This is a genomic window from Blautia sp. Sow4_E7, from assembly GCF_052116245.1.
Taxonomy (GTDB): domain Bacteria; phylum Bacillota; class Clostridia; order Lachnospirales; family Lachnospiraceae; genus Blautia_A.
The window spans coordinates 1-24,592 of sequence record NZ_JBQKLL010000038.1 but is presented as its reverse complement, the minus strand read 5'-3'; the positions used below and the strand labels follow the sequence as shown (position 1 = coordinate 24,592).

The following is a 24,592-nucleotide window of genomic DNA, read 5'->3' as shown; positions in this document are numbered from 1 at the left end:
ACTATGGCAAATCCAGTTGTTACCATTACCATGGATAATGGAGATGTAATGAAAGCGGAGTTATATCCGGAAATTGCACCAAATACTGTAAATAACTTTATCAGCCTTGTAAAAAAGGGCTTCTATGACGGACTTATTTTCCACCGTGTCATCTGTGGTTTCATGATCCAGGGCGGATGCCCGGACGGAACCGGAATGGGCGGCCCGGGATACAGCATCAAGGGTGAGTTTGCTCAGAATGGCGTGCAGAACGATTTAAGACATACAGAGGGCGTTCTTTCCATGGCAAGAGCCATGCATCCAGATTCCGCAGGAAGCCAGTTCTTCATCATGCACAAGAATGCACCACACCTTGACGGCGCTTACGCTGCTTTCGGTAAAGTGATCGAGGGCATGGATGTGGTTAACAATATCGCAGAGACTGACACAGACTACAGCGACAGACCTCTTGACGAGCAGAAGATCAAATCCATGACAGTGGAGACCTTCGGCGTAGATTATCCGGAACCGGAGAAATGCTGATAGCCCCCAAAGGCTCAGGAATCCATCCTGAGCCTTTTTAATGGTCGAACACCATAATCTCACCATCCACATCTGCGAAATACAGTTCCTTCTCTTTCTCCATTTTCACACGTCCGCTGGTTGCTTCTGTGATCACCTTCTGGATCCGTCCTGCCTGGTCATTTGGCACCAGAAGATGCATGATCACTCTATCTGTGTACTCCGTATCCAGAATGGGCAGCTGATTCTCCGCGGCAATATACTGCAGCTTGCCGATTGCCGTATAATCAGCCGTCAGTGCTAGGGAAATCCCGTGGTGCTTCTCGATCACTGTACTCTCCTTAAGACCTGCCTGAACAGCGCCGGAATAGGCTCTTACCAGACCGCCAGTGCCAAGGAGCACACCACCAAAATATCTTGTCACAACCACGGCCACATTATAAATATCTTCTCCCAGGATTACATCCAGCATTGGGCGTCCTGCAGTTCCAGAAGGCTCGCCGTCATCACTGCATCTGGTAAACTCCCTGTGCTCTCCAATAGAATAAGCATAACAGTTATGTCTGGCATCCCAGTATTTCTTCTTCATTTCCTCTATAAAAGCAAGTGCATCCTCTTCTTTTTCCACCAGGCGCACAGTGGCAATAAAGCGGGACTTTTTCTCCGTGATCTCCCCCTCACCGCCTGCGTAAATCGTCTTATAATTCTCCAGCATATCGGGAACCTCCAAAATCTTAGTGCGTGTTTCCTAGTGTAACATGAATCGCCTGTGGTTTCCAGTCCCAGAAAACAGAATGTTCCCCAATCCCCTGGATTCTTCCAAGGGAAAATCCATTTTCCTGCTTATCTCTCACGATTTGCTATAATCAGAATAAACAGGGCTCATTTTGGAAAAAATCCCTTCAAAAACATAAAAGAGTTCACAGAAATATTCGATTTTAGGGTTTATTTACTTATGGAGATTTGATATAATAGAACGAATTATAAAGGAGGTTTATCATGAACTACGGAAAAAAATCGGCCTCTAAGAAGCGGAATGCTCTTATTTCCCGCTCGTCCATGATGGGGAAAAGAGCGCATGTTTCGTTTATCAGAGTCCTTTTCATCGGCCTGATCGCCCTGTGCGTTGCAGTGTCCAGTCTGGGAATCGGTTCCATTCGCGGAATACTTGCCAATACGCCGGACGTAAATGAAGTGGATATCATGCCTCTTGGTTATGCCACTTTCCTCTATGACTGCAACGGAAATCAGATCCGTAAGCTGGCGGCCCCCAATGCCAACCGACTTCCGGTTTCCATTGACCAGATACCAGAGGATCTGCAGCACGCAGTAGTGGCTATCGAGGATGAGCGTTTTTATGAACATAATGGAATCGATGTAAGAGGTATTCTTCGTGCCGGTGTGAAAGCACTTACCACCGGAAGCTTTTCCGAGGGTGCAAGTACCATTACCCAGCAGCTTCTGAAGAACAACGTCTTCACCAACTGGACCAACGAGTCCACACAGATCGAGCGATTTACACGTAAGCTCCAGGAGCAGTACCTTGCCATTGAGATTGAGAAGAAGATCAATGACAAGAGCGTGATCCTTGAGAACTATCTGAACACCATCAACCTTGGTGCCGGTGCTTATGGTGTACAGGCTGCTGCCCGTCAGTATTTCAATAAAGACGTATGGGATCTGAACCTTTCCGAGTGTGCCACACTTGCAGGTATCACCCAGGCTCCTACCAAGTACAACCCCATCGAGAACCCCAAGGAGAACGCGAAGAGACGTAAAGAGGTCCTGGATCACATGCTGGATCAGAATTACATCACCCAGGAGCAGTATGACGAGGCTCTGAATGATGATGTTTACACCCGTATCCAGGAGGCACAGGCTTACAATACACAGTCTTCCAGCAAGACCTACTCTTACTTCGAGGATGAGCTTACCAAGCAGGTTATCAATGACCTGATGAATATTAAGGGATACACCAAGACACAGGCACAGAACCTTCTGTACAGCGGCGGTCTTAAGATCATGACCACCCAGGATCCGGATATCCAGAATATTGTGGATGAAGAATATTCCGATCCTTCCAATTACCCGGATTATGTACAGTATGCTCTTGATTATGCCCTTACTGTGAAACAGCCAGATGGACAGGAAGTAAACTACAGCAAGGAAATGATGAAGCTTTACTTCCAGAATGAGAATCCATCCTTTGATCTTTTGTTTGATTCCCAGGACGAGGGACAAACCTATATCGACCGTTATAAAGCGAATGTCCTTGCTGATGGAAGCACTGTTGTTGCCGAGCGTGTAAGCTTTGCCCCTCAGCCCCAGTCAGCAATGACCATTATCGACCAGCATACCGGATATGTAAAGGCGATCATCGGCGGACGAGGAACCAAGACCGCCAGCCTTACCCTGAACCGTGCTACTGACAGTACCCGTCAGCCAGGTTCCACATTTAAGATCGTATCCACCTATGCTCCTGCCCTCAATGAAAAGGGCATGACACTGGCTACCACCTACGAGGATGAGCCGATCACCTACGAGAATGGTGCACCAGTCAATAATGCAGGCGGTAACTTCAATGGTACTACTACCATCCGTACTGCCATCCGTAATTCTGTCAATACTGTTGCAGTCCAGTGTTTCGAGGATGTCACTCCTGAGCTTGGTCTGAAATACCTTGACAACTTTGGATTCACCACACTGGCACATGGTACAGAAGCAGATACCGATGCCAATGGAAATGTTTACACAGATGCCAACCTTCCTACTGCACTTGGAGGTCTGACCTACGGTGTTAAGAATGTTGAGCTTTGTGCCGCATATGCAGCTATTGCAAACGGCGGTAATTATATCAAACCTGTTTACTACACCAAGATCCTTGACCACAATGGAAATGTTCTCATTGAGAATAACTCAGCCGGACGTTCTGTTATCAAGGAGACAACTGCTTACCTTCTTACAAGTGCTCTTGAGGACGTTGTGCAGAATGGTACTGGTACTGCATGCCAGCTTGATAACATGGCGGTTGCAGGTAAGACAGGTACCACAGATGAGTACAATGACCTTTGGTTCGTAGGCTACACTCCATATTACACCTGTGCAGTATGGTCCGGCTACGATGGCAACCAGAAGATCCCGGAGGGTGATGCACGTAACTTCCATAAGACATTATGGCGCAAGGTTATGAGCCGGATCCACCAGGGTATGGAATACAAAGAATTTGAACAGCCTGCTGGTATCGAGCAGATCAGCGTCTGCTCCGAGACCGGACTTCTTCCAAGAGCCGGCTGCCCGGTTATCGAAGAATACTTTGATGAGGCTACTATTCCTACTGATTACTGTGACCAGCACTTCTACGATTACGATGAAGAGGATTACAGCGAAGATCAAGAAATGGAGATTTACGACGAAGAGACCTTAACTCCTACTCCGGATCCAGAGAACCCGGATGATGCCAATAATACCGATAATCCGGATAATAACGGCGGAGATGACGGCACTGGCGGTGAAGAGCCAATACCAGATGATGGTGGCGACGGCAGTGATGGCAATGACGATATTTATTATTATGACTAACAAAAATCCCCTGAGGCAAACACCTCAGGGGGATTTTTTATACCTTTATGTAGTTATCAGTCTTTGATCACCATACGGGCTGCACCGTAGATACCAGCGTCATTTCCAAGGCTTGCAAGAATGATCGGTGTGCTCTTGCAGGACGGGAATGCGTATTTCTGATAATATTTCTGGATACAGTCTGTAAGAGGCTTACCAGCTTTGGATACACCGCCGCCGATTACGATTGCTTCCGGATCGGTAACGCATGCGAACATGGCCAGTGCGCTTCCCAGAATATCGCCAACCTTCTCCATTGTCTGAACAGCCAGAGCATCTCCCTCCTTGTAGAAATCAAGGACATTCTTTGCAGAAAGCTTCTCTACATGGCGCATCTTGCTGTCCTCCTGGCTCTCCTCCAGGATGTCATTTGCCACACGTACAATACCGGTAGCAGATGCATACTGCTCCAGGCATCCGTGATTGCCGCAGTTACATGGACGAACTTCATTGTGGTTTACGCAGGCATGTCCGATCTCACCGCCAGCACCATGGAAACCGGCAATGATCTTGCTGTCGATGATGATTCCACCGCCAACCCCAGTGCCAAGTGTAACCAGGATCACGTTCTTCGCACCCTCAGCAGCACCCTTCCATGCCTCTCCAAGAGCTGCGATATTGGCGTCATTGGCTGCCTTTGCAGGAAGTCCTGTAAGGGCGCTTAATTCGCTTGCTACGGCCTTAAAGCCCCAGTGAAGGTTTACTGCCATAGGAACTTCACCATTCTCGTTAACCGGTCCTGGAATGCCGATTCCAACACCGTCTACATTATCCTTTGTAATTCCTCTTTCGTCCAGTTTCGTCTTGATCGCATCTGCAACATCCGGAAGGATTGAAGAACCGTTGTTCTCCAGTCTGGTCGGGATCTCCCACTGCTCAACCAGAGTTCCATTTGTAAGGAACAGACCGCATTTTACGGAAGTTCCTCCTACATCAATACCAAAACAATACATACCCATTGTTAATTTCCATCCTTTCTAACTCTATGCTCTAACTGCCTTAAAAAGTGTTAAGCTTCTGCAGCCTTTTTCCAAAAAGAAATTACGGCAGCGGTCACTCTTCTCTTTTTCTTGCAATATTTGCCTGAACACGCTTGTACAGCTCCTCAGCTGCGTTGTAACCCATCTTCTTCTGTCTGTGGTTAACGGCTGCGGACTCAACGATAACCGCCAGATTACGGCCAGGACGGATCGGGAGGGAATGGCACACGATCTTGTTTCCAAGATACTCGGTGTACTCCTCATGAAGTCCCAGACGATCGTATTCCTTATCGCGATCCCACTCTTCCAGCTTAATAACCAGGTCAACGGACTGGGTATCCTTAACGCTCTCAACACCGAACAGGGTCTTTACATCAATGATACCAATACCGCGAAGCTCAATAAAGTGACGTGTGATATCCGGTGCAGAACCAACCAGGGTAACATCACTTACCTTACGAAGCTCTACAACATCATCACTTACAAGACGGTGACCACGCTTAATCAGCTCAAGGGCAGCCTCACTCTTGCCGATTCCACTCTCACCTGTGATCAGAACGCCCTCGCCATAAACATCCACAAGCACGCCGTGAATGGAAATGCAAGGTGCCAGCTGAACGCCCAGCCAACGGATGATCTCAGCCATCAGGCTGGAGGTGGTTCTCTCTGTCACAAATGTAGGAACATTGTATTTGTATGCAAGATCGATCATATCCTGTGACGGTCTTGTCATGGTACTGAAGATGACACAGGGGATCTTGCTGGAGATAAAGCGCTCGTATTTGAATGTACGCTCCTCGTCACTTAACTGCATCAGATAAGTATACTCAACGTATCCGATGATCTGAACACGCTCGTTTGCAAAATGCTCCAGGTATCCTGTAAGCTGCAAAGCCGGACGATTTATCTCTGCTGTCTTCACATAAATCTCTGTAAGGTCAATATCAGGCGTCAGGTTGGTCAGATTCAGTTCCTGCGCCAGCTTGGTAAGCTGTACACCCTTCATGCTTTTATCTCCTTTTCCTCTAATAAAGTCCTTCCTGCATATCATTCCCCACATTTTTCATAAAAAACGGTGAATATTATGCAAGTCTGTGCCGACTTCCCAGCGCATGTTTCTCAAAAAACAGACACTTTTGGCAAAAGTCCACACTTATTTATATTATACACAATTTTGTCTGTAACTTCAATGTCGAATCTTGTGAAAAACCTACCGATTCCACTCTGCTGTGACTGGCCTCAGGTCGAATTTCTCAATTTTTTGTGTACTTTCCTCTATTCCTTTTTTTGATCTGAAGTCCCATTGAAAAACCGGTAGACAGCTTCGGCGCTCTGCACATTCATGGACTCTGTCTGACTTAATTCTTCCACAGAAGCATCCCGGATATTCTCAATAGAACGGAATCTTCTCATAAGCGCCTTCCGCCTGGTTTCCCCGATTCCCGGAATGTCATCCAGAACGGAATGTACCTGTTCTTTGCTTCTCAGGGATCGGTGATACTCGATGGCAAATCTGTGGGCCTCATCCTGAATCCGGGTGACCAGATGGAATCCCTCACTTGAAGTATCAATAGGGATCTCCACGTTGTTGAAATAGACACCTCTGGTGCGGTGATTGTCATCCTTTACCATACCGCATACAGGAATGTTAATGCCAAGCTCTCCCAGCACCTTCAGGGCAATGTTCACCTGGCCGCGGCCACCATCCATCAGGATCAAGTCTGGAAGCAGGGAAAAACTGTCATATTCGCCTTTGGATTCATGGGTAAAACGCCTTGTCAGTACCTCTTCCATGCTGGCATAATCGTTTGGTCCCTGCACCCATTTTATCTTAAATTTACGGTAATCGCTGCGCTTGGGCTTTCCTTTTTCGTAAACCACCATGGAACCAACAGACTCGAAGCCGCTGATGTTGGAAATATCGTAGGCTTCCATACGCACAATATTTTTCAGTCCCAGCCAGTCCTCGATTTCCTTCACAGCGCCAATGGTACGGCCCTCTTCCCGCTTGATCCGCTCTCTGTCTTTGGAAAGGACCATCCAGGCATTTTCCTTGGCAAGCTCCACAAGCTTCTCCTTGGTACCTTTTTTTGGCACACGGATATGGACACGCTGCTTCCGCCTTGCAGACAGCCAGTCTTCAATTATTTCCCCATCCTCGATCTCCGTCTGCATCATGATTTCTGCCGGGATAAAAGGTGTGCCGGCATAAAACTGCTTCAGGAAGCTGGACAGTACCTGTGCCTTGGTATCGCCTCTTGCCACACGAAGGAAAAAGTGATCCCTTCCGATCAGCCTGCCGCCTCGCATAAAGAATACCTGCACAACAGCATCCTGCTCCCGGAGATCTTCGCTTTCCTCCATGGCAACAGCGATAATATCCTTGTCCTCTTCGCCGTAGGTGGTGATTTTCTGGCGCTCCCCGATTCTTTTGATGCTGTTGATCAGATCCCGGTATCCAGCCGCATCCTCAAAACGCATGTCCTCAGAGGCTGCCATCATTTTCTCTGTCAGCTGGTTGATGGTATCCTGGAAATTACCGTTGAGAAAATGGAGCACCTGGGTAATATTTTTCTTGTACTCTTCCTCGCTTACATTTCCCTGGCAGGGGGCAGTGCACTGCTTCATATGATAATACAGGCAGGGGCGGTCCCTGCCGCAGTCACGGGGCAAAGTGCGGTTGCAGGAGCGGACCATATAAATCCTGCGCACCAGCTCGATCACGTCTTTTACAGCCGTGGAGCTGGTGTAGGGGCCGAAATACTTTGCCTTGTCCTTTTTCATGGTACGGGAAAAAAGGACTCTGGGGTATGGCTCGTTTACCGTCACTTTGATAAAAGGATAGGTCTTGTCATCCTTCAGCATGGTGTTGTATTTCGGGCGATGCTCTTTGATCAGGTTACACTCCAGCACCAGGGCTTCCAGCTCGGAATCGGTGACAATGTACTCAAACCTTGTAATATGGGTGACCATCTGCTCGATCTTGGCGCCCTTGTTGCGGCTGCTCTGGAAATACTGGCGGACACGGTTCTTCAGGCTGACGGCTTTTCCAACGTAGATGATCTCATCCTTTTCACCATGCATAATGTAGACACCAGGCTTACCGGGCAGCTTCTTTAGCTCTTCTTCAATCAGGAACATAAAAACTCTCCTTTGTTGAAAAGAACCGGGAAAACGTGTCTCCCGGTTCTGCTGTTTTATTCTATATTATCTGTTTCGGTCAATTATTTCATGCACTGAACCCCAATAGCAGAGTTTGCTTAAATTCAGTGACTTTCTGTATCTTCGGAATTTTCAGCAGGCATTTCAGATGCAGCCTGGACTGTAGGCGCGGATGTTTCTGCAGTTTCCGCATTTTCGTCATTTGCAGTTGGCTCTTCCGCATCTATAGTTTCAGCGTTTGCAGTTGGTTCTGCTTCTGCATTTGCCTCTTCTTCCGCATTTGCCTCTTCTTCCGCCTTATTCTCCGCTTTCACAGCCTCATCCAGTGCTTTCAATCCCTCAGCATCCAGCTCGTCGGAGACTTCCAGGCCTTTCTCTACCGCACGGAAAATGATCATAAATTCCTTACCTGTAATGGTCTCCTTGCGGATCAGGTAGGCTGCGATCTTGTCCAGAGCCTCTCTGTGGCTGCTGATCAGGCGCTTGGCTTCTTCATAGGAAACACGGAGCAGCTCCATCACCTCGTGGTCAACTTCTGTGGCTGTATTGTCACCGCAGTTGAGAACTGCACGTCCATTCAGATACTGGTTCTCCTGGGTTGCAAGACCCATAAGACCGAATTTCTTGGACATACCGTACTGTGTGATCATAGCACGCGCCACCTTGGTGGCCTGCTCAATATCATTGGAAGCACCTGTAGTCACGCTGTCAAAAACGATCTCCTCAGCAGCACGTCCGCCAAGATATCCCACCAGCATGGCCTCCAGCTCCTTCTGGGTGTTCAGATACTTCTCTTCCTCCGGAACCTGCATCACATAGCCAAGTGCACCCATGGTACGAGGCACAATGGTGATCTTCTGCACCGGCTCTGCATCCTTCTGAAGGGCACTTACCAGCGCATGTCCAACCTCGTGGTAAGATACGATACGGCGCTCCTGTGCGCTTAGGATACGGTCCTTCTTCTCTTTTCCAACAAGAACTACCTCTACAGATTCCTGAAGGTCTTTCTGGGAAACTGCGTGGCGGCCATTCTTAACAGCCAGGATTGCTGCCTCATTGACCATATTGGCAAGATCAGAACCAACAGCACCAGATGTGGCAAGGGCAATCGCCTCGAAATCAACGGTGTCGTCCAGTCTTACGTTCTTCGCGTGAACCTTCAGAATATCAACACGTCCCTTCAGATCCGGACGGTCTACGATAACACGGCGGTCAAAACGTCCTGGACGGAGAAGTGCCGGATCCAGTACCTCCGGACGGTTGGTAGCTGCCAGGATCAAAAGTCCCTTGGAAGTATCAAAACCATCCATCTCCGCAAGCAGCTGGTTCAGAGTCTGCTCACGCTCGTCATTGCCACCGCCGTAATGGGAATCACGGCTTTTACCAATGGCATCGATCTCATCAATGAACACGATACACGGTGCATTCTTCTTAGCCTCTTCGAAAAGATCGCGGACACGGGAAGCACCTACACCAACGAACATCTCCACAAATTCTGATCCGGAAAGGGAAAAGAACGGTACATGTGCCTCACCTGCCACAGCTTTGGCAAGAAGGGTTTTACCAGTACCTGGAGGTCCTACAAGAAGGGCACCCTTAGGAAGCTTGGCACCAATCTCCACGTATTTGCCCGGGTTGTGAAGAAACTCTACAACCTCCTGCAAAGACTCCTTGGCCTCGTCCTGACCTGCCACATCCTTGAATGTGATCCCGGTCTCCTTCTGGACGTAAGCCTTTGCGCGGCTTTTCCCAACGCCCATTACGCCACCGCCGCCTTTGTTCATACGGCGCATAAAGAACATAAGCAGTACAAACAGAAGTACAGACGGCAAAAGTACGCTGAGCATCATTGCCATAAATTCCCCGAAAGCATCCGGCGGCTCAGATTTGAAAATAATGCCGGTTCCTTCCAGACGTTTGGTAAGGGCAGTCTCATCTTCTGTCAGATTGGTGTAATAACTGATCTCCTGATAAGGATTCACCTGCTTCTTTGGCACGATGGTCAGGTTGTCAGACTGAAGTGTAACGGATTTCACTTCGTCGTTATTCACCATATCAATAAACTTATCATACGTAATCTCACTGGAATTATCCTGCAGCATATTGGTAAACAGGCTGAAACACACCAGAGTAACCAAAAGACATATCAGAAAAGCCAGAATGGACTGATGATTTTTCTTATTGCGGTTCGGATCCTGATTTCTCCTTGGATCCCCTTTATCAGGGCGTCGGCCGCCTTGATTGTTATCCAGATTATTATCCATTTCGTTCCTCCTTACTATCTTTTTTATTATAAAGAAGAACCATAAATAAATCAACCTGGATATTGTGAAAACCCTCTGAATTTTTGAGAAAAAAAGGTCAAAAAAATTTACATTTGAGGGCAAATAGATACTTTTTTTACGGTGCGAACTGTAGTATACTAGGAACATGGTTTTTTCGCGGCGGATACCAATCGCATCTGCTGCATACTTTTTTGTCGTACTTTTTACAGGCAAAATATAACATAATGGATGAGGAACCAAGGATCACTATGCGCAGCAAATATTCCATCAGATATTTTTCGCCAGCATAGTGAAGAGTAGCCCAGAGAAAGAGAGAGGAAAGGCAGAATGAAAAAAATTGGATTCGATAATGACAAGTATCTGAAAATGCAGTCCGAGCACATTCGTGAGCGAATCAGCAAATTTGACAACAAGCTTTATCTGGAATTTGGAGGCAAGCTGTTTGACGACTACCATGCTTCCCGTGTTCTTCCAGGTTTTGAGCCAGACAGCAAACTCCGCATGCTGATGCAGCTTTCTGACCAGGCTGAGATCGTAATCGTAATCGGTGCACCTGACATTGAGAAAAATAAGGTCCGCGGCGATCTTGGCATCACCTATGACGAGGATGTGCTCCGTCTGATGAACGAGTTTACCAGCAGGGGACTTTATGTAGGAAGTGTCTGCATCACACGTTACTCCGGACAGGACAGCGCAGACGCCTTTAAGAAGCGTCTGGAGAAGCTTGGAATCAAGGTTTACGTGCTTTACAATATCCCAGGTTATCCAAGCAACACTTCCCTGATCGTAAGTGACGAGGGATACGGCAGGAATGATTATATCGAAACCACCCGCCCGCTGGTTGTCATCACCGCACCAGGACCAGGAAGCGGAAAAATGGCTACCTGTCTTTCCCAGCTTTATCATGAATATAAGCGAGGTGTCAGCGCAGGCTACGCCAAATTCGAAACCTTCCCGATCTGGAATATCCCGCTGAAGCACCCGGTAAACCTGGCTTATGAGGCCGCTACTGCTGACCTGAATGATGTCAATATGATTGATCCATTCCACCTGGAAGCTTATGGCGAAACTACTGTCAACTATAACCGCGACGTGGAAATTTTCCCGGTTGTACAGGCTATGTTTGAGAAGATCATGGGCGAATGCCCGTACAAATCCCCTACAGACATGGGCGTAAATATGGCTGGAAACTGTATCGTGGATGATGAAGTCTGCCAGGAAGCTTCCCGCCAGGAGATCATCCGCAGATATTATAAGAGCATGGACGCTCTCATGACTGGTACTGGCACAGAGGAAGAGGTTTACAAGATCGAGCTTCTTCTGAAACAGGCTCATGCAACTCTGGAGGACCGTAAAGTAGTTCCGGCTGCCCTTGAGCGAGAGAACGCTACCGGTGCTCCGGCTGCTGCCATGGAACTGGATGATGGAAGAATCATCACTGGCAAAACCTCTGATCTTCTTGGTGCCTCTTCTGCTCTCCTTCTGAACGTACTGAAAGAGCTGGCTGGAATTGACCACAGCAAGCATGTGATCTCCCCGGATGCCATTCATCCGATCCAGGAGCTGAAAACAGATTATCTTGGAAGCAGGAACCCGCGTCTTCATATGGATGAAACCATGATCGCGCTTTCCATCAGTGCTGCCACCAATCCGGACGCACGCCTTGCCCTGGAGCAGATTCCGAAGCTGAAAGGCTGCCAGGCACATACTTCTGTTATGCTGTCTTCCGTAGATATCCTTTCCTTCCGCAAGCTGGGCGTAGAACTGACCTGCGAGCCGAAATTTGAGCAGGGGAAAAAATTGCAGTAAATAGGTTGCTTTTATAAATTGTTATTAACATTTATGTGCGGATAGCTGGATAAGTGGAAAATTCATGATCGATCATGGGCGCCAGACGCAGAATTTCCCCATGCATAAGCACACCCTGCATTAAGCTAGAGGACATTCCTTTACTACGCATTTCTTCGGCAAAATACAATATATCGGTATAAAATAATCATTGACCACTACATATAGTGTTTCTATGTTTTTAGACGCAAAAAATAGGCCATCAACTCGAAAATTGATAACCTAAATATCGGTGCAAAAAGCTCACTTATTTGATTGTTAAAAAAGCCCACCTGGTTTCCGTTCCTGCCTGCTACGCTTTAAGCAAGCCGGATGGTGACCAAGTGGGCTTCTTTTATTTCGGATATTCTATTTTTCGGCTCCCACCTCTTTCTTTGCTTCGCTACACGCCCCTTATACTGCCCCACTGTCGGCTTTTTCTTCCGGGGTTGGATTGTTTTGCGATGGAGACCCTTCTGCCCGACACAGGGCAAACGTGGGGCTTACTGTTCCGTCCAGCACTCTCCCATTTTCAATCGGCAGTGCTTCTTGAATTTGAAAGCTGACCAGTCTCTGCTCCGGGAACGGATTTCCAATCATGCGGTAAGATCTGCGATCCCATTGGGCATTTTTATAAACCATTCGCACGAAGGCCACGCACTTGATCTCACAGCTGCTGAACTCATTCAGCTTTCCCACTCGATGAGCTCCTGCATCTGCCGCACTGCATACCTGCACGGCGATCTGATTCATTTGGGGATTGTATAAAAACCGATAGTGTGACGGCCAGCCGAGCGTTTCAAGTGTGCTGCGAAAAATCGTGATCCGTCCTTCATCCATGTTTAATGTCATACCGAGAACACCGGCGTGCCATATTTTCTGTTCCTGCAATCTACTCACCTCCTCCTAAAAATGGGCGCACTTCCCCCTTGGTTCCTTTTCATCATTCTAATCCGCACTGGCACCGGGGACCTTCCCCGTCAGGATGCCCATCGACACATATCCATCTATCTGCTTCACTTCTGATTCTTTCAGGTGTTCTTCTACAGGCACGCCAAAAGTACCCGCAATATCATCCGGGTAAAATCCCTTCCTGGTATTTACAGGCTTTGTTTCCTCTGATTGTGGCGCACTTTCCCCTTTCTTCCGTTTCTGACCTTCGTGGAAAATTTCTGGCACGAGAAGGTCAAAAACATACAAGGTCTCTCCTTCAAAGTTGATTCGATACCCCAGTATCTTATAGCGGCAGTCACTATCCCAGCCCATCTCGTTATAAACCAATTCTGAAAATGGCTTACAGGACATCTTTCTGCTCTTCCGCTTGTCCGGCTTCGCAATGCACCAACGCAAAGCATCCTTATCATTTTCATCACAGCCGCGTACAACGATACGCTTCAAGTCACTGTTGAACATGACGTGTACATAAACCACATCTTCCAGCACACTGATGCAGGCTGTGTTGAATGTGATGCTGTCTTTTCGAATCACAATTGCCGGGTCCCGGAGGTGAGCGAACAGTTCTTTTCGCACCACTTGATATCCATCATATGAAAAAGTGCTCTCCAGTTCTTCAGCCTTTGCATCTCTTTCAGTCTCCAATGCCTGCTCCTTCGGCGGCATCAACGTTTTGTTTTCCTCCATCTATGTCAATCCATCCTTCCATTATTTCTTCCGCTTCATGGAGCAGCGTATTCAGACCATCTGCGGTAAAAATGTTCATTTCCTTAATTTCTGATGCCGGCCGAAGTACATCCCAATTGCCGGCATAATGCTCCTGCTGCAAAATACCAATCTGTGCGACGCTCGTGATTGGCTGGCCAAAAGTCCCCGCCCATTCCGGTGGGAAAATATAAATCGTCTTTTTAACTGTTTCGCCTTCCGATTCTTCCTCCTTAGGTGGCAGGACGATTTCCTCCACCTTGATCATCTCCGGCTCATCCAGTTCAAAGAGCATCAGCTTATCGCCTCCCTGCTCCACAAGCTGACCACGGAAGCGGTACTTCAAATCTTCGTCCCACTCCATAATGTCAAAAAGAGCCTTTGCCAGTCCTCGACACCCAAGGGTACTTGCACACCAGCGTCCTTCTTTCAATCTGCCCCAGCGGATTGCATTCGGATTGCTCTTTTCGCACGGCCGAATGGCAATACATCTGTCAACCGAATTCAATAAAAGCTCTACATATTCCACATCATCAAACTTTTTCAGACAAGCAGCATTAAAACGCAGCCTTCCGTTTGAAATTGTCATCGCCGGATTCTGCAAGGTTGCAAAATACTGTGCCCGGACTACTTCATAGCCAGTAAGATCCAGACGTTTCATTACTTCTACCGTGTTGGGCTGTTTTTCCCGCATGACACTTTCAGATGCTTCCCGGTATTCCTCTGCCGAGAAACCTGTCCAATCCTTATCAAAAGGCACATATCCGTGAAGGATGCCATCATCTACCACACTCAAAACAGGCAACGGATGATTTTTCTTTTTATACGTCCGGGATGCGCGCAGATGATTGGCCGCATTGAAAACATCTCTGGAGACAATCGCCTCGTGATGATCCCGCTGACGATACTGCGTTCGATCATTGTTGTTCTTCTTTGCCTTGTGCGTAAGGAAGTTCGGTGTGAAGGTCTTTCTCGCCAACACATCCCCACAATGGCGTTCGTTTGCAATGATGCCGGCAATCGTGCCCGGATTCCATTCTGTGTTCCCTAGTTTTGTCTTTCTTTCGTAATCTGTCAGGAGTTCCGCAATATCCTTCAGCGAAAATCCATTCAGGTACAGGTAATAAATAACCTTTACTGTCTGGGCCTCATCCTGATTCACCACAAGGTTACCATCCTCATCCTGGTCATATCCAAGCAACGCCGGCGTAAGGAAAAGTCCACGGCTGAACCGGCGATCAATGGACCAGTTCATGATAATTGATTTGGAATGGGATTCTTCCTCTGCCACGGATGCCAGAATCGTCAGGATCATGCGTCCGTTACTGTCCAGCGTATAGATATTATCCGCTTCAAATTTCACCCCTACAGGCGGGTCAAGATTTTTCAGCGTTTCGATAACAGAAAGGCAGTCAACGATATTTCTGAAGCTCATACGAGGAAGTCTGTTCGTCATTGTCAGTGGAAACACGTACATAGGCAGCGACACGACGAATAGAGGTGCTTTCTCCAAGCCCCTCCACAATTTTGGCCGGGATAACCTCCAGTTCGGAAGTATCCACACCTCTATATCGGTCTCTAATCCTCTGCTTACGATCTATCGCTTCTGTTCCACTGCTCATTCTATAGTTCCTCTCATTCCCCCGGTTTTATACTCCAATACCACTGGCGCATCTTCCGATAACTTCGGATGCCGAGTTCTTTCTTTGTGTTTTCTGCTGTTCTACGGCTAATACCTTCATCGCTCAACCGCATATAGATTTCTCTGGATCTCATATCATCTTCTGAAAGCAGCTTCTTAATCAGGTAGGCTGCTTTTTCAGACTTTGATTCAAATACTGGTGTTTCCGGCTCTGCTAATGGATCTGGCGTAATTTCACACTCCAGCCATTGGAAGCCCTGCTCCGCTGTTATCGAAAATTTGATTTCACCATCAGACGGAGCCAGACTATTTTTTATCTGCCGGACGATGCGGACATCTGTGTTCTTTGGATCTCGCTCCACCTGCAGGACACTCCGGGCGGCCGCCACCGCATCAATACTGCCAAGGCTCCGATACAGACCTTTTGTTCCCTCTTTTTTGTTGAGGTGACCGATCAGCACAATGGCACAGTCATATACAGATGCCCACATACCAAGACGCTGCATCAGCTTTCTTGCTCTGCCTGCGATCTGAAGGTCAGAATCACTTCCGAGATACGCCTGTATCGGGTCGATGACTACCAGTTTCGGCCGAAATTCTATAATAGCCTGCCGGATGCGTTCATCATCCAGTGTCAGGCCACTGTATGTTTCTTCGTTTATAAAGGCCACATTCCCGCAATCCGCCCCACACTTTTCCAGCCGGGGCTTGATGGTATCTGACACACCATCTTCTGAACATTGATAAATAACCCTCTGCGATAATCCGACTGCTTTGCCATCCGGCAGCTTTCCGCCTTTGGATAACTCCGCTATCAGATTCATCATCATTGTGGATTTACCATCGCCGGGGTCGCCTTGCAGCAATGTGATCTTCCCAACTGCTATGAACGGATACCACAGCCAACGAACAGAAGTCGCCTGTACATCACTGTATAATGTAAGAATCACTTTTTCTCCTTTGCTCGTCATCATCGTTCCTTTCCATGTGCAGTCTTTTCTACATTTATATTATAAGGTTTGATTGATGATTTGACTGCTACCTATCATGTAGCACGTTTCATGTTTTGCTACATAGCAGGTAGCAAAATGGGCTAAGACCACACAACAGATAGGAGTGTTAGCTTTTGCGGTCTTAAACTCTTCTATAACCAGTTGCTATGTATTTTTCTCTACGGGATAATTGTTACAGCCTTATGCGGGTAAACATAAGGAGGACCTTTAGGAATATTTGCGGTTCTACGATACTCTTTTATTGCACTAACTAATGTCTGTGAATTACTAAAATAATCTTTCACAAAATCATACGATTTCACATTATGCATACGAAGATCTGCTTTACAAAATTCACTCGGTTTCTTTCCTGAACGCTTAAATCGCTCATAGGCTCCTTCGCTATGAATAATCAGCATCTCTATCTCCGGAGCAGTAATAACATTGATCACATCAACCTTCTTCTCATAAGCTTTGCTAAGCCTAAACTCTTCTCTCCGAGAGTCGAGAATCCTTATGACAGAAATCTGATCTTTAAATCCTTTACGTAAGAAGCGTTCCTCAAATGTCTTAGCGCTCCTGCAGCGAATAACATTTTCTTCAAGCATATCTTCTCTTGTAAAAATCAAAAGATTATTATCCACTAGAACATCAATAATTGCGGCTTCTGCTGATCCTTCACATATACACGCTATATATGGTGCTAACTTCATCCTACCGCCCCCCCTTATTTAATTGAAGCGGCCAGATTTTTCTTCAAACGCATATATGCTTCATACGCTGGAGTTGTTCCTTCCAGGAATCCGCTTTGATATGCATCGCTCTTCTTAATGTCATTGCGCTTTAGAATATAGCTCAAGTTTTCCACTGTAATGCCATTTCGATTTCTTACGATACAAATTCCATCATTTCTGTCATATTCATCCAGCAGTTCCGGATAATGCGTTGTAAAAATCAGCGTTCCGCCTCTTTTGTTAAGTCGGCTGTCCATGAAGAAGCGCATCAGAGTCGTTACAATTTCTTTATTAAAATGATTTTCAATTTCATCTACCAGAAGGTATCCTCCAGATTGAAGAACCTCTTTCACCATCGAAAATGTAATAATGCCCTTAATTGTACCAGAGGACAAATACTGTTCAAGATCTACCGCATTATTCAAGATTATCTCATCTTCATCTCTAAATTTCAGATGAATAAATGTTTTTCCTTCCGTCTGCTCAAAGCATAGCTTCTCAATAGTCGGGTCAAGAAAAGTAATCACTTCCAGCGGAATATCTTCTGTAAAAGGCAAAACATTCACATTCGTATATGAAAGAAGGCTAAACACATCAACAGTGTCATTTACCTTTTTATTATGAGCGATAATAAAGCTGACATCATCTGAAAGATAAGCTTCATTGCTATTACGTGAATCAACAGGCTCTATTCCATCGAAATCCGTCAAATATTTTTTCGACTTAACGCTTGCAATCGGCTTTTCCCATAGTCTTTCAGACAAGATTGAATACACATACTCGCCAGTCTTTGCTTTTTTCGCTGTAATCACGGTTTCAAGACAGCAGATATATTTGCGCTTATCATAAAAGTATGTGCGAATCGTAGCTTTCTCTGATCCTCCAAGAATGGTTTTTGCCTCCACATGATTGATTGGCTCATTCTTTATAATGTTCAGTGCTAAATTGATGACTTTCAGCACAGAGGTTTTACCAGAAGCATTGATTCCAATAAACGCACATGCAGAATGAAGGTAATAGTTATCAATCAGGTTGTACAAATTATTCTTGTCATCTTCACTCACACGCTGCTGAGTGTAAAAGCAAATATCCAAGTCCTCCTTAAACAACGGAAGTCCTTGTGCTGTAATACGAAGTATTTTCATGTACCATTCCCCCTTCTAAAAACGGTTTTCGCGTTTTTATTTTCCATCAAATTCATTATACCCTATTCTCCGGAAATTATCAACGCCTTTTTCGTTTTTATTTTCCGTATTTCAAACTCCGATACGCATCCAGCACGAATTCCAAAAACTCTGGGCTCATCTGTTTCACCATGCTCTTACCATCCACATTTCCCAGCATGGTCACACCAGCTTTTGACAGGTCATCTTCTCTCTTCTCCAGTTCCTTGATGCTGTCTGCCACGGCCGCATTGATGAACGCAGCGAGCTTTTCTCCGTCAACATTGCTTTGTACCGGCATCGGTGCGCCATCATCACCGACTAACCGGATCACCTTCGGGTCAAGGATAGCCTCTACTTTTTTAAGCGCCTCTTTCTCCGGCATCCGCCGCAGATACCCTTTCATTGCACTCACGACCACCAGTTCCATCTGGGTCGCTGCGTAATCTTCTACTGAAAGCCATGCTAATCTCTTCATGTCGTTCTCTCCTGCTATGTGTATTTCTGTACTCTCAACATATAGCAGAATTTTGCACATAGCAATGGGTTCGGAAGAAAAATCCTCCAAAAGCAAAAAAATCCCCACCAGACAAGACGAAATGTCTCATCCAGTGGGGTTGCCAAAATCATGCTTCCTGCTCTAGCATTGCTCGCTCTTGTGCTTTCCGTTTCCGGATCATCAGCGTGTGTGCCGTTTTTTCCTTTCTCTTTTCTCTATGGTACCGAATGCAGAGTCCGTTGACCTGTCTCACGCAGTTCAACGTAGCCCTCAAATACGCTGTCACACTCCACTTTCGTGCAGGTGTCATCAAACCAGTGGATTCTAAAATGTTTCGGTGAAAAAATGGTAACGGAAAGCACAAAGGCTTTCACATACGTTCCAACTGCTTCATCCAGAAACACCTGCGTCCCTCCCGCCAGAGAATCCAGCCATTGCAGTGTTTTCTCCCGGATTTCATGGGTCTGCTCCAGCTTCTTCCAGTAATCTTCCATGTACCGGACCTGTTCGGCCTGCTGCTGGGCTTCGTGTTCCAGCTTCTCCAGCTGTTCCTCTTTGTCGAGAAGTCTGTTTTCCAACTCTGTGACTGCTTCCTTAGTGACATATTTGCTCTATCCGGCACTTATAGCAAGCTAAATTCGAATTATAAATCGTAGAATATCTGCCCATATAATCGGGCAGAACTGACGATTACGTTGTATGTAAAAAGGCTCTCCTTTTCAGGAAAGCCCATGAAGGTCAGATACGCACTGCGAAGTCGAGTGCAATCCAGCCTGCACCGGATTTCAGCTTGCCCCAGCCTTTCACAGAACCAGCACCAGCAGATTCTGCCACGATGGTGAACACGCCCTTTCCGGTATAATAACCGGTCTTACCGTAATTCGTGCCCGGTCCTTTACGGATATTGAGGTCATTGATAGACACGCGAACCGCATACGGCACAGATGCAGTCTGATTCACAGGATAGACCGCCTTTCCGGTCGGGTCAAAAACCGTATACCCCGGATTCGCATCCGCACACTGCTTCGCATAGGACAGATCATGGAACGCCCCTTTCTGGGAAGCTGCATTCTGCCAACTCTTACGGACACGGTACCAGCCGGAAATGGTGGTACTGCCAGAGGCTGCATTATACTGTGTCAGGTTCCAGCGTTCGATGATATTGCAGAGATTCTGCACATAGGTGTGGCTGGTGGCATAGCCGCCGTCCTTGATGATCTGCACAGCCTTCTTGTAGTCCATGCATCCGGCCAGACCTTCATAACGTTTCCTGCTGCCATTCATCGCACCAAGCAGGTAGGCAGTGTGGTCAGCAATGGAGTCCTCCACACAGGCGTACTTTCGGAAATCAGCGGTGATCGTGACCATCGAACCGTCATCATTCTGTTCCTGCGTTTTCTTGGTATAGACCGACTTGCCATCCCAACTGCTGCCGCTCCAGTTGTTCCCGGAAAGCGAGGTCTTCATGCCAAAGCAGTTATTTGCATTCTGTGCCAGCTCAGATTTACCATAGCCGGACTCCAGAATAAACTGCGCCATCGACACGCAGGCGAGGATGCCGGACTGCTTCTGGTTTTCGGTAAACAGCGGTCCGATCTTTGCCACTGCCTCTGCTTCTGACAGGTTCTTAAGGGAAGCTGCCTGCAGGCCGGATGAAGATGAACCGCCCAGTGCCGTGGTCACCCTTGCGGCCAGATCACCCAGACGGGCATACAGCCAGTTTCCGGGACAGCTTTTGTTGGCAAACCAGCGGTGAACAGTCAGGATCATCTCATCTGCTGCCGGAGCGTAGTTGAGTGTTTTATTCTTGTCGCCCAGCCACAGGAGCTTCTTCTTGCCGTTACGTTTGCAGATATCGATGCAGAGCTTAACGAGCGAGTTATATACGGCGCTGTTCATCGCATACGGCTCATTCATGTCGCTGGCACATTCGATGGTGACCGCCCTCTGGTCATTGGAATTGCTGGACGAGCACCAGCTGCGGTTCTTCTCCTCCACGCACAGAGAAACACGGCCATCCGTGCCAATGCCATAGTTGCAGCTGGCCTGACTGCCCACGTGGGTGATAAGAAGCCGAACACCCTTTGCAAGAGAACTGAACCCCCGCATCGCTGTGCCGACGGTCGATATGGTCTTACCCAGAACAATGAGCAGCGGACCAATGGATGCCGCCAGCAGTCCGATCTTGATGATCGTTTCCCTGGTACCCTCATCCATGCTGTTGAGCTTATCCACGAACTGCTGCACCGCCGACACGATCCTGCGGATGGTGGGCATCAGAATGTCGCCAAAAGAAATAGCCAGCTCCTCCAGCTGAGATTTCAGGATGGTGAGCTGACCATTTAAATTGTCCTGCATGGTTTCTGCCATGCTCTCGGATGCACCATCGCAGTTTTCAATGGCACCACGCAGTTTGTTGATGTCCGTCTCGCTGGAATTCATCAGGGCAAGGAAGCCGGACATGGCATTCTTGCCAACCAGTGCCTCTGCGTTGGCGGCCTTCTCAGATTCCGAAAGCCCGGAGAACGCCACACGGCAGTCCGCAAGGATGTCATTCAGGCTTCTCATGCTGCCATCCGCATTGCTGGTCGCAATCGTGACCTCACCGATATTTTTACCCACAAAGGTCACTTCACCGGCAAGGTTATTCATGATGGAACGTAGCGAAGTACCGGCCTGCGAAGCCTTGATACCACTGTTTGCCATCAGGCCGATGGCTTCTGCGGTATCCTCTGCCGAGAACCCCAGCGCACCGGCGATAGGCGCACAGTACTTGAACGTCTCGCCCATCATGGAGACATTGGTGTTCGCATTGGAAGAAGCAGCTGCAAGGATATCTGCAAAATGCCCGGAATCCGCAGCGGATAAGCCGAACGCGGTAAGGGCATCCGTGACGATATCCGAAGTCGTGGCGAGATCTTCACCAGAAGCCGCCGCGAGGTTCATGATACCCTCGATGCCGTTCAGCATGTCAGAAGTCTTCCATCCGGCCATGGCCATGTATTCCATCGCCGAAGCTGCCTCGGATGCAGAGAACTTGGTCTTTGCACCCATCTCACGGGCTTTTGCACGAAGCTGGTCAAAGTCATCTCCTGTCGCACCGGAAATGGCAGAGACCTTACTCATCTCGGAATCGAAGTCGGCTGCGGTCTTCACAGCGGCAGTACCTAGACCGGTCACTGCTGCGGTCACCGGCAGGAACTTCTTACCGACATTCTCCACCGAAGACCCGATGTTCTGGAGCTTTTCTCCTGCTTCATCGATCTTGGCAAGAGTCGCATTCGTGGTCGCCGCCTGGTCCTGTAAAGACCGCAGATTCTGTTCGGTCTCCACGATCTCACGCTGGAGAGCATCATACTGCTGCTGGGTGATCTCACCGTTGGCAAGCTGCTCATTGGCCTGCTGTGCGGCAGTCTTCAGAGTTGCCAGCTTTTCCTTGGTGGCTTCAATGGCATCCTTCAGCATCTTCTGCTTCTGGACGACCAGTTCTGTATTAGAGGGGTCCAGTTTCAGGAGTTTGTTGACATCCTTCAGTCCGGACTGCGTCCCCTTGATTGACTTGTTTACACTTTCCAGTGCTTTGGAGAGCTTTGTGGTATCGCCGCCGATCTCAACGGTGATGCCCTGGATTCTGGATGCCATTTGCGTAACCACCTCCTGCAGGCATAAGAAAAGCCCATCTGCACGGAGCAGACAGGCAGAAAATAATCTGAAATTTACAATTCTGTCATTGCTAAGCGACAGAAAAAGAGCTATACTTAAATTGAGAAATTGTACTCAAAGGAGGTATGCTCTATGAGTGGATATAATATTGACATTGCCGATATGCAGTGCTGGGTCTTTCGGATGGCTCAATCCAAATGGAAAATGTCTCCCAGCGACTGCGCAGAACTGTTTAAGAAATACGACATTCTCGGATTTATCGCCGACTGCTATGACATTCTTCATTTGAATAGCTACGAATGTGCTTTGCATGATGTTGAAACCCTGCTCAAGAATCGAGGTGTTACCGTATGATAGGACTTGAAGATGGAATGCTGCTCTACCACGGAAGTTATGTCAGTATTCCTGACATCGACTTAAGCCACTGTATGGGTGGTCTCGATTTTGGTCGTGGTTTCTACTTAACCTCATCTTATGAACAAGCATATAACTATGTCCAGCTTTCTGTTCGCAAAGCAAAACACATCGGTGCTGTTCCAAAAGACTTTAATCCAGCTGACGGACAAATATCCGTCTACAAATTTCACTATGATCCAAACATTCTCGCTTACTTTTTTCAAGAACCCAGTATCGAATGGCTGCATTTTGTAGCGGCCAATCGAAAGAAAGATCTCTTTCCTCAGCTTCTGAAAAAATACAGCGTAATTGATATCATCGGTGGAAAGATTGCCGACGATCAGACAGCCCGTACCCTTCAGATTTATATCAGTGGTGAAGGTGCTGGTGAGCCTGGGACTCCAAAAGCAGACAAAGAAACGATTGAAAAACTTTTACCAAACCGTCTCAAGGATCAATTTTGTTTCAGAACTCAGGATGCCGTCGAACATCTTGAATTTATAAGGAGTGACCGCTATGGCAACATCAAATTGTGATAATGCTATAAACTATAAATCTACAGATTCTCAAAAGGAATGCTGCGCAGTAATTGCGATGCGCGAAGCTGTAGAAACCCTTGCAGCACGAGAAAAGATTTCTTACGAGGAAGCTCTTCTTCGTTTCACAAGTTCTCGTGCGTATGAAGCCCTCTTTGATTTTGACACAGAGATTTGGAAAGAAGGCTCTGATTATCTGCTGAGTCTTTATGACTACTGCACTTCCAGAAAAACTGCATAAAAGATAAGTATTAGGAGGTGGTTTTATGAACGAGATTGCCATCGATGATTCACAACGCGAAATGTGCGCCGTACTCGTTATGCGCACTATGCTCACAGACTACTGTGATGATACCGGGGTTTCCTTCAACGACGTATTTTTTCGCTTTGTAACCTCTCCCGCATACAAAATGCTATTTGACTATTCCACCGGACTCTGGATGGAGGGACCCGATTATCTCCGCAAGGGAAGACTTAATCTTTTTCCATTGCGCGATCAATTAGACGATTTCCTCGCTTTTTTTATTCAGCAGGGACGCTGTGATGAAACTGTATTATCCACCCGCCGGACAGTCTCTTACATTATCACAATGTCCGCCTCTAACTCATGGGATACCTATCAAGATATCAAAGATTGGTATTTCGAGAAAAAACTTACAACCAAGTACCTTGATAAAATATACCGGATTATTGACCATATGGAGTACTGGCAGCTGAATGGCACCCTGATTGGTTGCTCATTTCTCTAATCTTGCTCTTGTCTAACTGTTACAGGCTCAACACCGTATTTAGCCGCATACTCTTCAACAGTCAATTTCCGTAGAGATAAAGTATGCACCAGTCTCCTTCTCTACGGAAGCCAGTCACGTCTGCGCCTGATCGATGACCATGCCGTCAAGCTTGTACTTGAATGTGAATTCAGTTAAGGAGGCGGC

At 47.3% G+C, this 24,592-nt stretch carries 22 protein-coding genes; 7 read left to right on the top strand and 15 right to left on the bottom strand.

The genetic code is table 11. The features are described from left to right. Positions 1 to 3 precede the first annotated feature (3 nt). A complete protein-coding gene (locus ACTQ50_RS15915) occupies positions 4 to 522 on the top strand; it encodes a peptidylprolyl isomerase (protein WP_441485000.1) in 519 nt (172 codons plus the stop codon). Between the two features lie 37 nt (positions 523 to 559). Here the strand turns inward: ACTQ50_RS15915 and ACTQ50_RS15910 are convergent, their stop codons facing one another. Then, on the bottom strand, positions 560 to 1,216 hold the full coding sequence (locus ACTQ50_RS15910; protein ID WP_441484999.1) for a YigZ family protein: 657 nt from the start codon (positions 1,214 to 1,216) through the stop codon (positions 560 to 562). 284 nt (positions 1,217 to 1,500) lie between these two features. Between ACTQ50_RS15910 and ACTQ50_RS15905 the strand changes: the two genes are divergently transcribed. Then, complete coding sequence (locus ACTQ50_RS15905; RefSeq protein WP_441484998.1) at positions 1,501 to 4,080, top strand: transglycosylase domain-containing protein; 2,580 nt, start codon at positions 1,501 to 1,503, stop codon at positions 4,078 to 4,080. A gap of 56 nt (positions 4,081 to 4,136) precedes the next feature. Here the strand turns inward: ACTQ50_RS15905 and ACTQ50_RS15900 are convergent, their stop codons facing one another. The 4 genes from ACTQ50_RS15900 to ftsH form a co-directional block, all read right to left on the bottom strand. Next, the gene (locus ACTQ50_RS15900) at positions 4,137 to 5,078 is read right to left on the bottom strand and encodes an ROK family glucokinase (protein ID WP_441484997.1); all 942 of its coding nucleotides are present in this window, start codon (positions 5,076 to 5,078) and stop codon (positions 4,137 to 4,139) included. 94 nt (positions 5,079 to 5,172) lie between these two features. Continuing rightward, positions 5,173 to 6,105 (bottom strand): HPr(Ser) kinase/phosphatase, encoded by a 933-nt coding sequence (gene hprK / locus ACTQ50_RS15895; protein WP_295307748.1) that lies wholly within the window; start codon positions 6,103 to 6,105, stop codon positions 5,173 to 5,175. A gap of 269 nt (positions 6,106 to 6,374) precedes the next feature. After that, a complete protein-coding gene (gene uvrC / locus ACTQ50_RS15890) occupies positions 6,375 to 8,240 on the bottom strand; it encodes an excinuclease ABC subunit UvrC (protein WP_441484996.1) in 1,866 nt (621 codons plus the stop codon). Between the two features lie 125 nt (positions 8,241 to 8,365). Then, positions 8,366 to 10,525, bottom strand: coding sequence for an ATP-dependent zinc metalloprotease FtsH (ftsH, locus tag ACTQ50_RS15885; protein ID WP_441484995.1), 2,160 nt, complete (start codon positions 10,523 to 10,525; stop codon positions 8,366 to 8,368). Positions 10,526 to 10,873: 348 nt separating this feature from the next. Here ftsH and ACTQ50_RS15880 point away from each other — a divergent pair, with 348 nt between their 5' ends. Then, complete coding sequence (locus ACTQ50_RS15880; RefSeq protein ID WP_441484994.1) at positions 10,874 to 12,355, top strand: DUF1846 domain-containing protein; 1,482 nt, start codon at positions 10,874 to 10,876, stop codon at positions 12,353 to 12,355. Between the two features lie 432 nt (positions 12,356 to 12,787). Here ACTQ50_RS15880 and ACTQ50_RS15875 read toward each other — a convergent pair whose 3' ends face one another. The 10 genes from ACTQ50_RS15875 to ACTQ50_RS15830 form a co-directional block, all read right to left on the bottom strand. Continuing rightward, a complete protein-coding gene (locus tag ACTQ50_RS15875) occupies positions 12,788 to 13,264 on the bottom strand; it encodes a hypothetical protein (protein WP_441484993.1) in 477 nt (158 codons plus the stop codon). Positions 13,265 to 13,321: 57 nt separating this feature from the next. Then, complete coding sequence (locus ACTQ50_RS15870) at positions 13,322 to 14,014, bottom strand: hypothetical protein (protein ID WP_441484992.1); 693 nt, start codon at positions 14,012 to 14,014, stop codon at positions 13,322 to 13,324. Beyond that, complete coding sequence (locus ACTQ50_RS15865) at positions 13,962 to 15,467, bottom strand: recombinase family protein (protein ID WP_441484991.1); 1,506 nt, start codon at positions 15,465 to 15,467, stop codon at positions 13,962 to 13,964. The genes ACTQ50_RS15870 and ACTQ50_RS15865 overlap by 53 nt, the downstream gene beginning before the upstream one ends. Beyond that, positions 15,445 to 15,654 carry a hypothetical protein gene (locus ACTQ50_RS15860; protein ID WP_441484990.1) on the bottom strand — a complete coding sequence of 70 codons (210 nt, stop codon included), beginning with the start codon at positions 15,652 to 15,654 and terminating at the stop codon, positions 15,445 to 15,447. Before ACTQ50_RS15860 ends, ACTQ50_RS15865 begins: the two co-directional genes overlap by 23 nt. A gap of 13 nt (positions 15,655 to 15,667) precedes the next feature. Further along, complete coding sequence (locus ACTQ50_RS15855) at positions 15,668 to 16,624, bottom strand: AAA family ATPase (protein ID WP_441484989.1); 957 nt, start codon at positions 16,622 to 16,624, stop codon at positions 15,668 to 15,670. 221 nt (positions 16,625 to 16,845) lie between these two features. Then, positions 16,846 to 17,379: a hypothetical protein gene (locus ACTQ50_RS15850; protein ID WP_441484988.1), complete on the bottom strand. Its 534-nt coding sequence runs from the start codon at positions 17,377 to 17,379 to the stop codon at positions 16,846 to 16,848. A gap of 14 nt (positions 17,380 to 17,393) precedes the next feature. After that, positions 17,394 to 18,545 (bottom strand): AAA family ATPase, encoded by a 1,152-nt coding sequence (locus ACTQ50_RS15845; protein ID WP_441484987.1) that lies wholly within the window; start codon positions 18,543 to 18,545, stop codon positions 17,394 to 17,396. Between the two features lie 97 nt (positions 18,546 to 18,642). Continuing rightward, positions 18,643 to 19,041 carry a hypothetical protein gene (locus tag ACTQ50_RS15840; RefSeq protein ID WP_441484986.1) on the bottom strand — a complete coding sequence of 133 codons (399 nt, stop codon included), beginning with the start codon at positions 19,039 to 19,041 and terminating at the stop codon, positions 18,643 to 18,645. Between the two features lie 236 nt (positions 19,042 to 19,277). Then, a complete protein-coding gene (locus ACTQ50_RS15835) occupies positions 19,278 to 19,640 on the bottom strand; it encodes a hypothetical protein (RefSeq protein ID WP_441484985.1) in 363 nt (120 codons plus the stop codon). Positions 19,641 to 19,800: 160 nt separating this feature from the next. Then, positions 19,801 to 22,704, bottom strand: coding sequence for a phage tail tape measure protein (locus ACTQ50_RS15830; protein WP_441484984.1), 2,904 nt, complete (start codon positions 22,702 to 22,704; stop codon positions 19,801 to 19,803). Positions 22,705 to 22,857: 153 nt separating this feature from the next. Here ACTQ50_RS15830 and ACTQ50_RS15825 point away from each other — a divergent pair, with 153 nt between their 5' ends. From ACTQ50_RS15825 to ACTQ50_RS15810, 4 genes are read left to right on the top strand one after another with little or no spacing between them, the layout of a single operon-like run. Next, positions 22,858 to 23,079 carry a DUF3791 domain-containing protein gene (locus ACTQ50_RS15825; protein ID WP_107000209.1) on the top strand — a complete coding sequence of 74 codons (222 nt, stop codon included), beginning with the start codon at positions 22,858 to 22,860 and terminating at the stop codon, positions 23,077 to 23,079. After that, positions 23,076 to 23,657 carry a DUF3990 domain-containing protein gene (locus ACTQ50_RS15820; protein ID WP_441484983.1) on the top strand — a complete coding sequence of 194 codons (582 nt, stop codon included), beginning with the start codon at positions 23,076 to 23,078 and terminating at the stop codon, positions 23,655 to 23,657. The genes ACTQ50_RS15825 and ACTQ50_RS15820 overlap by 4 nt, the downstream gene beginning before the upstream one ends. Then, positions 23,638 to 23,898 (top strand): hypothetical protein, encoded by a 261-nt coding sequence (locus tag ACTQ50_RS15815; RefSeq protein WP_441484982.1) that lies wholly within the window; start codon positions 23,638 to 23,640, stop codon positions 23,896 to 23,898. The genes ACTQ50_RS15820 and ACTQ50_RS15815 overlap by 20 nt, the downstream gene beginning before the upstream one ends. A 25-nt stretch (positions 23,899 to 23,923) precedes the next feature. Continuing rightward, entirely contained in the window at positions 23,924 to 24,406 is a 483-nt protein-coding gene (locus ACTQ50_RS15810) for a hypothetical protein (RefSeq protein ID WP_441484981.1), read from the top strand. Positions 24,407 to 24,592: the final 186 nt, after the last annotated feature.

Bases quoted from the DNA above. Each gene is read 5' to 3' on its own strand.
- ACTQ50_RS15830 (WP_441484984.1), bottom strand. From the start codon at position 22,704: ATGGCATCCAGAATCCAGGGCATCACCGTTGAGATCGGCGGCGATACC.
- hprK (WP_295307748.1), bottom strand. From the start codon at position 6,105: ATGAAGGGTGTACAGCTTACCAAGCTGGCGCAGGAACTGAATCTGACC.
- ACTQ50_RS15815 (WP_441484982.1), top strand. From the start codon at position 23,638: ATGGCAACATCAAATTGTGATAATGCTATAAACTATAAATCTACAGAT.
- ACTQ50_RS15820 (WP_441484983.1), top strand. From the start codon at position 23,076: ATGATAGGACTTGAAGATGGAATGCTGCTCTACCACGGAAGTTATGTC.
- uvrC (WP_441484996.1), bottom strand. From the start codon at position 8,240: ATGTTCCTGATTGAAGAAGAGCTAAAGAAGCTGCCCGGTAAGCCTGGT.
- ACTQ50_RS15850 (WP_441484988.1), bottom strand. From the start codon at position 17,379: ATGAAGTTAGCACCATATATAGCGTGTATATGTGAAGGATCAGCAGAA.
- ACTQ50_RS15860 (WP_441484990.1), bottom strand. From the start codon at position 15,654: ATGAGCAGTGGAACAGAAGCGATAGATCGTAAGCAGAGGATTAGAGAC.
- ACTQ50_RS15900 (WP_441484997.1), bottom strand. From the start codon at position 5,078: ATGGGTATGTATTGTTTTGGTATTGATGTAGGAGGAACTTCCGTAAAA.
- ACTQ50_RS15845 (WP_441484987.1), bottom strand. From the start codon at position 18,545: ATGAAAATACTTCGTATTACAGCACAAGGACTTCCGTTGTTTAAGGAG.
- ACTQ50_RS15870 (WP_441484992.1), bottom strand. From the start codon at position 14,014: ATGGAGGAAAACAAAACGTTGATGCCGCCGAAGGAGCAGGCATTGGAG.
- ACTQ50_RS15915 (WP_441485000.1), top strand. From the start codon at position 4: ATGGCAAATCCAGTTGTTACCATTACCATGGATAATGGAGATGTAATG.
- ACTQ50_RS15840 (WP_441484986.1), bottom strand. From the start codon at position 19,041: ATGAAGAGATTAGCATGGCTTTCAGTAGAAGATTACGCAGCGACCCAG.
- ACTQ50_RS15825 (WP_107000209.1), top strand. From the start codon at position 22,858: ATGAGTGGATATAATATTGACATTGCCGATATGCAGTGCTGGGTCTTT.
- ACTQ50_RS15880 (WP_441484994.1), top strand. From the start codon at position 10,874: ATGAAAAAAATTGGATTCGATAATGACAAGTATCTGAAAATGCAGTCC.
- ACTQ50_RS15810 (WP_441484981.1), top strand. From the start codon at position 23,924: ATGAACGAGATTGCCATCGATGATTCACAACGCGAAATGTGCGCCGTA.
- ACTQ50_RS15905 (WP_441484998.1), top strand. From the start codon at position 1,501: ATGAACTACGGAAAAAAATCGGCCTCTAAGAAGCGGAATGCTCTTATT.
- ACTQ50_RS15910 (WP_441484999.1), bottom strand. From the start codon at position 1,216: ATGCTGGAGAATTATAAGACGATTTACGCAGGCGGTGAGGGGGAGATC.
- ACTQ50_RS15865 (WP_441484991.1), bottom strand. From the start codon at position 15,467: ATGAGCTTCAGAAATATCGTTGACTGCCTTTCTGTTATCGAAACGCTG.
- ftsH (WP_441484995.1), bottom strand. From the start codon at position 10,525: ATGGATAATAATCTGGATAACAATCAAGGCGGCCGACGCCCTGATAAA.